At 67.6% G+C, this 9,317-nt stretch carries 12 protein-coding genes; 3 read left to right on the top strand and 9 right to left on the bottom strand.

Translation table 11 applies throughout. From position 1 onward, the window contains the following. The first annotated feature begins 223 nt into the window (after positions 1-223). Positions 224-985 (top strand): alpha/beta fold hydrolase, encoded by a 762-nt coding sequence (locus ACFQ4E_RS15160; protein ID WP_386805005.1) that lies wholly within the window; start codon positions 224-226, stop codon positions 983-985. A gap of 43 nt (positions 986-1,028) precedes the next feature. Here the strand turns inward: ACFQ4E_RS15160 and ACFQ4E_RS15155 are convergent, their stop codons facing one another. Both ACFQ4E_RS15155 and ACFQ4E_RS15150 read right to left on the bottom strand, forming a co-directional pair. After that, positions 1,029-1,382, bottom strand: coding sequence for a hypothetical protein (locus ACFQ4E_RS15155; RefSeq protein WP_386805003.1), 354 nt, complete (start codon positions 1,380-1,382; stop codon positions 1,029-1,031). Between the two features lie 177 nt (positions 1,383-1,559). Beyond that, positions 1,560-1,835 carry an acylphosphatase gene (locus ACFQ4E_RS15150; RefSeq protein WP_386805001.1) on the bottom strand — a complete coding sequence of 92 codons (276 nt, stop codon included), beginning with the start codon at positions 1,833-1,835 and terminating at the stop codon, positions 1,560-1,562. A 109-nt stretch (positions 1,836-1,944) separates the two neighbouring features. On the opposite strand from ACFQ4E_RS15150, the gene lepA reads away from it, so the two are divergent. Further along, positions 1,945-3,747: a translation elongation factor 4 gene (gene lepA / locus ACFQ4E_RS15145; protein ID WP_386804999.1), complete on the top strand. Its 1,803-nt coding sequence runs from the start codon at positions 1,945-1,947 to the stop codon at positions 3,745-3,747. A gap of 596 nt (positions 3,748-4,343) precedes the next feature. On the opposite strand, the gene rbsD is transcribed toward lepA, so the two are convergent. The 3 genes from rbsD to ACFQ4E_RS15130 form a co-directional block, all read right to left on the bottom strand. Then, positions 4,344-4,721 (bottom strand): D-ribose pyranase, encoded by a 378-nt coding sequence (gene rbsD, locus ACFQ4E_RS15140; RefSeq protein WP_386804998.1) that lies wholly within the window; start codon positions 4,719-4,721, stop codon positions 4,344-4,346. A gap of 33 nt (positions 4,722-4,754) precedes the next feature. Further along, a complete protein-coding gene (locus tag ACFQ4E_RS15135; protein WP_386804996.1) occupies positions 4,755-5,015 on the bottom strand; it encodes a type II toxin-antitoxin system prevent-host-death family antitoxin in 261 nt (86 codons plus the stop codon). Positions 5,016-5,196: 181 nt separating this feature from the next. Then, positions 5,197-5,667: a low molecular weight protein-tyrosine-phosphatase gene (locus ACFQ4E_RS15130; protein ID WP_386804994.1), complete on the bottom strand. Its 471-nt coding sequence runs from the start codon at positions 5,665-5,667 to the stop codon at positions 5,197-5,199. 42 nt (positions 5,668-5,709) lie between these two features. On the opposite strand from ACFQ4E_RS15130, the gene ACFQ4E_RS15125 reads away from it, so the two are divergent. Then, on the top strand, positions 5,710-6,408 hold the full coding sequence (locus ACFQ4E_RS15125) for an NAD-dependent deacylase (protein WP_386804992.1): 699 nt from the start codon (positions 5,710-5,712) through the stop codon (positions 6,406-6,408). Between the two features lie 3 nt (positions 6,409-6,411). Here ACFQ4E_RS15125 and ACFQ4E_RS15120 read toward each other — a convergent pair whose 3' ends face one another. The 4 genes from ACFQ4E_RS15120 to meaB form a co-directional block, all read right to left on the bottom strand. Continuing rightward, positions 6,412-6,915 carry a copper chaperone PCu(A)C gene (locus ACFQ4E_RS15120; RefSeq protein WP_386804991.1) on the bottom strand — a complete coding sequence of 168 codons (504 nt, stop codon included), beginning with the start codon at positions 6,913-6,915 and terminating at the stop codon, positions 6,412-6,414. Between the two features lie 129 nt (positions 6,916-7,044). Then, on the bottom strand, positions 7,045-7,332 hold the full coding sequence (gene rpmB / locus ACFQ4E_RS15115; RefSeq protein WP_386804989.1) for a 50S ribosomal protein L28: 288 nt from the start codon (positions 7,330-7,332) through the stop codon (positions 7,045-7,047). 96 nt (positions 7,333-7,428) lie between these two features. Next, on the bottom strand, positions 7,429-8,259 hold the full coding sequence (locus ACFQ4E_RS15110) for an alpha/beta hydrolase (RefSeq protein ID WP_386804987.1): 831 nt from the start codon (positions 8,257-8,259) through the stop codon (positions 7,429-7,431). Then, complete coding sequence (gene meaB, locus ACFQ4E_RS15105; RefSeq protein ID WP_386804985.1) at positions 8,259-9,242, bottom strand: methylmalonyl Co-A mutase-associated GTPase MeaB; 984 nt, start codon at positions 9,240-9,242, stop codon at positions 8,259-8,261. Before meaB ends, ACFQ4E_RS15110 begins: the two co-directional genes overlap by 1 nt. Positions 9,243-9,317: the final 75 nt, after the last annotated feature.

Below are 9,317 nucleotides of genomic sequence, written 5' to 3'. Positions count from 1 at the left end.
CAGGTCCCGCCGGACGCCGCGCGGCAGCCGCCGCCCGGCCTGCGCCGCGCGCTGGCCGAGACTGCCGGTCTCGACCCCGAACCGCTCGGCCAGGAGCTTTTCCAGCCGCAGCACGATCTTGCGCATCTCGCTCGCGTCGCTCATGCCCGCACCCTAGTCGCGTCCCCCGCGTCCCGCCAAGCCCCTCTGGCCCGAGACGCGCCCCTGCGCTATCTCACACCCCATGCTCAATACCATCTCCCACGGCACGCCCGGCGACGGCCCGCCGCTGATCCTCGTCCACGGCCTTTACGGCCAGGCCCGCAACTGGCTGCAGATCGCGCGCGCGCTGTCGAAGGAGCGCCACGTGATCGCCGTCGACCAGCGCAATCACGGCGACAGCCCCTGGACCGACAGCCATGACTATCCTGGCATGGCCGAGGATCTTGCACAGGTGATCGACGCCCAGGGCGGTCTCGCCGATCTCGTCGGCCATTCCATGGGCGGCAAGGCGGTGATGGCGCTGGCGCTGACCCGCCCCGATCTCGTCCACCGGATGATCATCGCCGACATGGCCCCGGTCGCCTATGACCATGACCAGTTGCAATATGTCAAAGCGATGAAATCCGTCGATCTGTCTCAGGTCGAGAAACGCTCCGACGCCGCGCGGCAACTGTCCGAGCATGTCTCGGACAGCACGCTCCAGAGCTTCTTCACCCAGAGCATCGACACCTCCGAGAAGCGCTGGAAGCTCAATCTCGACGTGCTCGAGCGCGACATGGACAAGGTCCTGGGCTGGCCCGATCTGGACGGGAGCTTCGAGGGACCGGCGCTGTTCCTCTCGGGCGCCGAGAGCGACTATGTCGCCCCCGCCTATCGCGACACGATCCGGGGCTATTTCCCGAAAGCGCGCTTCGTCAGCCTGCCCGGCACGGGCCATTGGCTCCATGCCGAGAAGCCCCGGGAATTTGCCGAGACCGTGCAGACCTTCCTCGACCGGAGTTGAGCGCGGCGCGCGCTGCGTCAGGCGTGGCGCGCGCGTACCCGGATCAGAGCCCGCGGCAGAGCTGTTCGGCGCGGCCCGCGAAGGCCTTGTAGTTCCGCCACATCCGTTCGTGGTTCGGGCGATCCGACTGGCGGATTTCCTGCGCCCGGTGCGGGTCCTTGAAGAAGGTCACCGCGAGCCGCTGCTCGGAATTGCTCAGCGACTGGTTCGCCACCGCCTGCACACAGCCGCAGAGCCGCGGGTTGCGGGCCTTGCGGTCGCTCTTCATGCAGGCCGTGTTGATCGGCCCGGTCGCATACATCTGAATCGGCGCATAGGCCGACCGGCTGACACCGCCGCCGCCGCCACAGGCCTGCAACGCAAATGCCGCCACGAATAGGGTAAGTACTGCTCTCATAACGCGCCCTCGATCTCGGGACGGCGCACCGTTGATCGGCCGCGTCGCGTCCCTGACTGCCATGGCGGAAGCTTGCCCCAGCGGCGCTTAAGATTCAATGAAATCCGTTCATTTCTTCCGCGCCGCCGTCACGGGCGCTTCGGGGGCGCGTGACGGCGGCGCGGATCGCTCAGTCGCTCAGCCCCGGACCTCGAAGCCCGTCTCGTCGTATTCCGCCGGCGCGGTCTCGACCTCGTCCACCGAGGCCGCCTCCGGGCCGCCCGCGCGGATCTCTCCCAGCATCTCCTCGATCGCGGCGTGATCGCCCGCGAAGACCGCCTCGACCGTGTCCTCCCCGCGGTTCGCGACCCAGCCGCGCAGGCCGTGCGCCTCTGCCCGGTCGCGGGTCCAGGCGCGGAAGCCCACCCCCTGCACCTTGCCCGTCACGCTGACCTTCATGCTCAGTTCCGCCATGGCGTGTCTCTCCTTGTGGTTCACCCCCGAAGAGCCTAGCGCGCAAAGGCGTCGCGGCCATGCCGCGCCACCTTGACCGCCCCCCGCTTCCGCTTCATATCGCTTGGCCATGACCCCGATTTCGCGCATCCGCAACTTCTCCATCGTCGCCCATATCGACCACGGGAAATCCACCCTGGCCGACCGGCTGATCCAGCTCACCGGCACCGTCGCCGAGCGTGACATGAAGGAGCAGTTGCTCGACGCGATGGATATCGAGCGCGAGCGCGGCATCACCATCAAGGCCAACACCGTCCGCATCGAATATCCCGCGAAGGACGGCCAGACCTATATCCTGAACCTGATCGACACGCCCGGACACGTCGACTTCGCCTACGAGGTCTCCCGCTCCATGCGCGCGGTCGAGGGCTCGCTCCTGGTGGTCGACGCGACGCAAGGCGTCGAGGCGCAGACGCTCGCCAATGTCTACACCGCCATCGACGCCGATCACGAGATCGTCCCGGTCCTGAACAAGATCGACCTGCCCGCCTCGGAGCCCGAGCGCGTGCGCGAGCAGATCGAGGACGTGATCGGGATCGAGGCCCATGACGCCATCGAGATCTCCGCCAAGACCGGCCTCGGCATTCCCGACGTGCTCGAGGCCATCGTCACCCGCCTGCCCCCGCCCCATGGCGGCGACGCGGACGCACCGCTCAAGGCGATGCTCGTCGACAGCAAATACGACCCCTATCTGGGCGTCGTTGTGATCGTCCGGGTCGTCGACGGGGTCCTGAAAAAGGGCCAGCGGATCAAGATGATGAAGACCGGCGGCACCTATGACATCGACCGGATCGGCGTTTACCGCCCCGCGATGCAGGACGTGGCCGAGCTTGGCCCGGGCGAGATCGGCTACATCACCGCCCAGATCAAGCAGGTCCGCGACACCCGCGTCGGCGACACGATCACCACCGAGAAGAAGGGCTGCGAGACGCCGCTTCCCGGCTTCAAGCCGTCGATCCCGGTGGTCTTCTGCGGCCTCTTCCCGGTCGACGCCAACGATTTCGAGGACATGCGCGACGCGATCGAGAAGCTCGCGCTGAACGACGCCTCCTTCACCTTCGAGGTCGAGACCTCCGCCGCGCTCGGCTTCGGCTTCCGCTGCGGCTTCCTCGGCCTTCTGCATCTCGAGGTCATCCGCGACCGGCTCGAGCGCGAATACGATATCGACCTGATCACCACCGCGCCCTCGGTGATCTACCACGTCTTCACCAAGGACGGCGAGCGCCACGACCTGCACAACCCCGCCGACATGCCCGACCCCTCCAAGATCGACCGGATCGAGGAGCCGCGCATCAAGGCCACGATCCTGGTGCCGGACGATTACCTCGGCGACGTGCTCAAGCTCTGCCAGGATCGCCGCGGCCTGCAGCTCGACCTGACCTATGCCGGCGCCCGCGCGATGGTGGTCTACGACCTGCCGCTGAACGAGGTGGTCTTCGACTTCTACGACCGGCTGAAATCGGTGACCAAGGGCTATGCGAGCTTCGACTACCAGATGATCGGCTACCGCGAGGACAACCTCGTGAAGATGCAGATCCTCGTGAATGACGAGCCGGTCGATGCGCTCGCCATGCTGGTCCACCGCGACCGGGCCGAGATGCGCGGCCGCGCCATGTGCGAGAAGCTCAAGGAGCTCATTCCCCGCCACATGTTCAAGATCCCGATCCAGGCCGCGATCGGAGGCAAGGTCATCGCCCGCGAAACCCTCGCGGCGCTGCGCAAGGACGTCACCGCCAAGTGTTACGGAGGCGACGCGACCCGGAAGAAGAAGCTTCTGGAGAAGCAGAAGGCCGGCAAGAAGAAGATGCGACAGTTCGGCAAGGTCGAGATCCCGCAAGAGGCGTTCATTTCCGCCCTCAAGATGGACAGCTGACACCACCCCGAGACCGCGTGGGCCACGACGCCGAGGCCCATGCGACTCTGTTTAGCCCTCAGGTCCTAAGAAACCGTGAAGCCGCGCCTCCGGGCCAGCGCCCGTCCGCGGGTGGGCGCCCCGCCCTCCCGGGGTCGCCGCTTTATGTCTGCCAAATCCCTCTCAGTTCAACGCGCGCGCAGGCGTCGACACAGCGCCCGCCCAAAGGGGCGGACGGGCGCTGGCCCGGAGGCACCTTCGGTGCTGTTCTCCGGCCCCGGGCGCACATGAATTTACCAAGATATGGGCCTGGAATCGCTGGGCTGTTCGCGGAAAGCGCCATCGCAAGACCGCGGGATGGCGATCCGCCTACAGATCAGCTCGCTTTATTCCAGCCACGTCCAAAAGACCTCTGAGCGTGCTGCCCAGCCCAGCCAAATCGCCAGCCCGTCACGCCGAAAGCGTGCTGATTGCAGCGGCGCACCTGCGGTGCGACGGGCGGTCTGGCCCCTCTCGGCAGATCCAGCTGTGACGGATCGCCTCCCGGGCGACGGATGGCGCGGCACCTACGGTGCTATTCGCGCCGGAACCCGATCAAACCGCCAGGAGATCGCCGCTTAGAACGGCACCCCGCTCACCAGCACCACGTTGGTGTAGGGCACCGCCTCGCCGGTGCGGACGATGCAGATGGCGCCCTGGCTCATCTCCTTGAGCGCGACATGGCTGTCGGCCTCGACCTCGAGGCGTTCGGCGAACTGGGCGCGGACCTCCTCCGAGGCCTCCTCGGCGATCACCGCCTGCTCCACCACCATCTCGGACAGCACCGCGTCGAGCACGTCCCAGAAGCCCGGCACCCCCAGCCTGACCGCAAGGTCGACGCAGGTCACGCCCGGGGGCACCGGCAGGCCCGCATCCGCGATCACGACCCGGTCGCCATGCCCGAGCGCGGCCACGATGCGTGACAGCTCGGCGTTCAGGATTCCGTTCTTCTTCATGTCAAACTCCCATGGGGGCTCCGATGCCCCCTCTCAGTCGACATAGCCCGCATTGCTCCGAAGCGCACGCCAGGCGCGCATGGTTTCGTCCTGGCGGCGGCGGAATTCCTTGACCGTCCAGGCCTCGACGTCGCACATGCAATCGGCCTGCCAGATCGGCACCAGAGCCGCGATGCGCCTGCGGTGATTGGTGATGTAGACCTGCCCGCCGGTCTCGCGCACGAAGCGCAGATGTTCGGACATCCGCGCGCGAAGCACGGTGGCAGTGACCTGTTCGAATTTCGGGATCGGCATCGGCGCCCCCTGTCGGTCTTCGGGAGGGGCAGAGTGCCGCGCGGACCTCAAGATCGGGTGAATGCGCCGTTCGGGGCGGGCTTGGGGCGCGTGGGCAATTGCCCAAAAGCGCTTTGATTTGCATTCTCCGTACAAACCGGCCCCGAAAACCGCAGACCGCGTACAAATCGGGGGGTCGAATTCACGGCTTTGTACGGTTTTCCCCGTCCCGGAGCGCGGCCACCAGCCCGTCCGCCGCGCGCTCGATCAGGTCGAGCGCCCCGTCGAAATCCCGGGTGTAGTACGGGTCCGGCACGAAGTCGGCGTCGTCGACATAATCGGTGAAGCGGGCGAGCCGTGCGCTGGCGCCGCTCGGCTGGAGGCGCGCAAGGTCTTGATAATTCTCGTCATCCATCGCGAGGATCAGGTCGAACCGGTGGAAATCGGCGCCGCTCACCTGCCGCGCCCGAAGGCCGCCCAGCTCATAGCCGCGCGCCCGCGCCGCCTCTTGCATCGGCCCGTAGGGCGGCTTGCCCACATGCCAGTCGCCGGTCCCCGCACTGTCCACCAGCACCTCCATCCCCGCCTCTTTCAACCGCTCCCGCACCACCCCTTCCGCCGAGGGGGAACGACAGATATTACCGAGACATACGAAGAGGATAGATCGGGTCATGGGGTCTCCTTCCGGGCCTCCAGATAGCGCAGGAGAGGCGGTTTGGCAAAAGAGCACGAGCGGATCGTCATCCTGACCGGCGCCGGGATTTCCGCCGAGAGCGGGCTCGGCACCTTCCGCGACAAGCACGGCCTCTGGGCGCGCTACCGCATCGAGGATGTCGCCACGCCCGAAGCCTATGCCCGCGATCCCGCGCGGGTCCATGCGTTCTACAACATGCGCCGGGCGGAAGCCGCGACGGTAGAGCCCAACCTCGCCCATGCCGCCCTTGCCCGGCTGGTCGCGGAGCATCCGGGCCGCGTCACGCTGGTCACGCAGAATGTCGACGGGCTGCACGAGGCCGCGGGTGCCACTCCGATCCACATGCATGGCCGCCTTGCGGGCGCGCTCTGCCATGGCTGCGGACATCGGTGGGAGGCGTCGCTGGTCATGGCGCCCGAGGACCCCTGCCCGGCCTGCGGGCGCGCGATGACCCGGCCGGATGTCGTCTGGTTCGGCGAGATGCCCTACCACATGGAGACGATCCTCGAGGCACTGGCCGAAGCCACGCTCTTCGCCGCGATCGGCACCTCTGGGCAGGTCTATCCCGCCGCGGGATTCGTCGAGGAAGCCCGGCTCGCCGGGGCGCACACGGTCGAGATCAATCTCGACCGCTCGGATGTCGCGCATGTTTTCGACCGCCACCTGATCGGCCCGGCCTCCGAGACCGTGCCGGCCTGGGTCGAGGAACTGCTCGCCTGAGCGTCAGTTGCCGGTGGCCGAGCCGTGGTCCATCCCGCCATGGTCGCCGTGCATCCCGCCAGCGGCTCCCAACTCGGGCGGCACCCGGTCATTGTCGACCGGAACCTCGATCGTCAGCTCACCCGCCGCCTCGAACTCGAGGACCAGCGTCAGATCGTCGCCCTGCTCCAGAGGGCCGGTCAGCCCGAGCAACATGACGTGATCGCCGCCGCGCTGCAGCGCGTGGCTCTCCCCGGCCGCAAGCGCGATGCCGCCCTCGATCTCGCGCATCTGCATCATGCCGTTTGGATCTGCGATGTGGGTGTGCAGCTCGGCGCGCTCGGCGGCCTCGGTCCGGACCCCGACCAGCCGGTCATCGGTCGCGCCGTCATTGGTGAGGACCATGAACGCCGCGCCGGTTTTCGCCACCGGCGAGGAGGCGCGGGCATAGGCGTCCTCGACGCGGATCTCGGCGCTGACGGCCAGCGGGGCAAGGGTCAGAACGGCGGCGAGAGCGAGCGCGCGCATGGGAGTTTCTCCATCTGGTACGGGTGGCCCAGCATGTCGCATCCGCGCGGATCGGGAGCCATGCGACAAACGGAAACAGCCCCGCCTCGAGGCCGAGGCGGGGCCGGTAAACCGTCGAGATCGGAGGGATCAGGCCTCGGCCTGAGCCTTCGCGATTTCCTTCTTCACCTTCAGCGCGCGCTCGGACAGCTCGGCGTCCTTGGCCTTGGCCAGGAACTTGTCCAGCCCGCCGCGGTGATCGACCGACCGCAGCGCGTGCGAGGAGATGCGCAGCTTGATGCCGCGGTTCAGCGCCTCGGACTGCAGGGTCACGTCGTTCAGGTTCGGCAGGAAACGCCGCTTGGTCTTGTTGTTGGCGTGGCTGACATTGTTGCCAGTCATCGGGCCTTTTCCGGTCAGTTCGCAGACACGGCTCATGGGTCCATCCTCGTCATGATCGGGCGAAACGCGCGGCACGTCCGCCAAAGTCAAAGGGCACTGCCGCGGCAGCGCCCGGAAATTCGTCGGGCTTCTCTATGGGCTTGACGCGCCATCGTCAAGCCCCGGGTCGGCGTCGTGACCGCCAAGTGCCGCACGACGGCGCGCGGCCTCCTCGGCCAGCGTGGGACGGCCGCGTCGCGTGGCGATTCCGCTGAGATTATGCCAGTAATTCGGGGACTTGGCACGACCGGCGCGATGCAGGCCGGTGATATCGGCACGGGCCACCTCGTTGCCGACGAGCAGCCGTTGCAGCGCCGGGTATCCGCCGCCCTCCCGCAGGGTGCGGGTGGCGGGGTGGCCGCCGCCCGCCAAGCGGCACAGCGCGAGATTCGAAAAGATCGCGCCGATCGCCTCGGCATTGAATGCATCGAGCGGGCGGAACGGATCGAAAAGCACCGCGCCGCGCAGGCGCAGCCGTCCATGGGAGGCGAGATCGCCGCGCTCGGGATCGAACTCGGCGGCGAAGCGGTGGAACCGGATATCCCCCGGCACAAGCGCGGGCGAGATCGAGACCTGGGGAGAGATCGCGATCACCCGCTTGAGATCGAGCGCCTTGGAAAACCGCAGGGCCGCGTAGCCGCCCATCGAGAAGCCCATCGAGACCACGCGCTTGTAGCGCGTCGCGACCTCGGCGAGCATGACCTCGAAGGCCGGGGTCTCGTCGTTGATATACCAGTCGTTCTCGCGCGCCTGGAGCGCGAGATGGGCGTGGCCGCGGTCTGTGAAACTCTTCACGGGCCGCGCCTCGTCGAAGGCTCCGGGCCGTTCCAGCCGCTGGCGAAACGACACGAAGAGCTTCGGCGCATCGGCATTGAAGAGATCGCCCCGAAGGCGCACCCCGTCGAAAACCCGCCGCGGTCTCATCAGCCCCCCAGGTAGTCGCGCAGGAGCGTGTCGGCCGCCGCGGCTGGCGTCACCTCGCCCGCCTCGACTTCGAGCGCCATGCGCTCGAGCGCGCCCTTCACGGGCTCGCGCTTGAGCCGCGCCAGAAGACCCTCGCGCACCTCCGCCTCGAACCAGTAGCGCGCCTGGCCCGCGCGCCGTGCCTCGAAATGCCCGGCCTCGCGGCGCCACTCGGTCAGGGACTGCATCTCCTCCCAGGCCTTGGCGAGGCCGGTCTCCTCGACCGCCGAGACGGTGAGCGCCTTGGGGAACCCCTCGGGGTCCTGCGGGCGCTTCCGCAGGAGCCGCAGCGCGCCGGCATAGTCTGCGCAGGTCCGCACGGCCTGTGATTTCAGCTCGCCATCGGCCTTGTTGATCAGGATGATGTCGGCCATCTCCATGATGCCTCGCTTCACCCCCTGCAACTCGTCGCCGCCCGCCGGGGCGAGAAGCAGCAGGAAGAGATCGGTCATCTCGGCCACTACCGTCTCGGACTGGCCGACGCCCACGGTCTCGACCAGCACGACATCGAAGCCGGCCGCCTCGCAAAGCCCGATCGCCTCGCGCGTGCGCCGCGCCACGCCGCCCAGGTGAGATTGCGAGGGCGAGGGCCGGATAAAGGCATTCTTCTCGCGCGAGAGATGCTCCATCCGGGTCTTGTCGCCCAGGATCGAGCCGCCCGAGCGCGCCGAGGAGGGATCGACCGCCAGGACCGCGACCTTGAGCCCCTGCCCGGTCAGCATCATCCCGAAGCTCTCGATGAAGGTCGATTTACCGACGCCCGGCGTGCCCGAGAGCCCGATCCGCATCGCCTGCCGCCCGTGATCGGCGGCGTTCAGCCGCTCGATCAGTGCCATCGCCGATTGCCGGTGATCGGCGCGCCCGCTTTCCACCAGGGTGATCGCCCGCGCCAGCGCGCGACGCTCACCCGCCAGGATGCCGGTCGCCAGAGCCTCGATATCCATCCTGTCTGTCTCCTCGATTGGCGCCCGTTTTGCCCGAGCGCTGCGCCCCTTGTCCAGCACCGCCCGCGTCCCAAG

The sequence above is a fragment of the Litorisediminicola beolgyonensis genome (genome assembly GCF_042679605.1).
Lineage (GTDB): Bacteria > Pseudomonadota > Alphaproteobacteria > Rhodobacterales > Rhodobacteraceae > Litorisediminicola > Litorisediminicola beolgyonensis.
The sequence above is the reverse complement of the archived record's forward strand: the minus strand, read 5'-3'. Positions and strand labels throughout refer to the sequence as shown.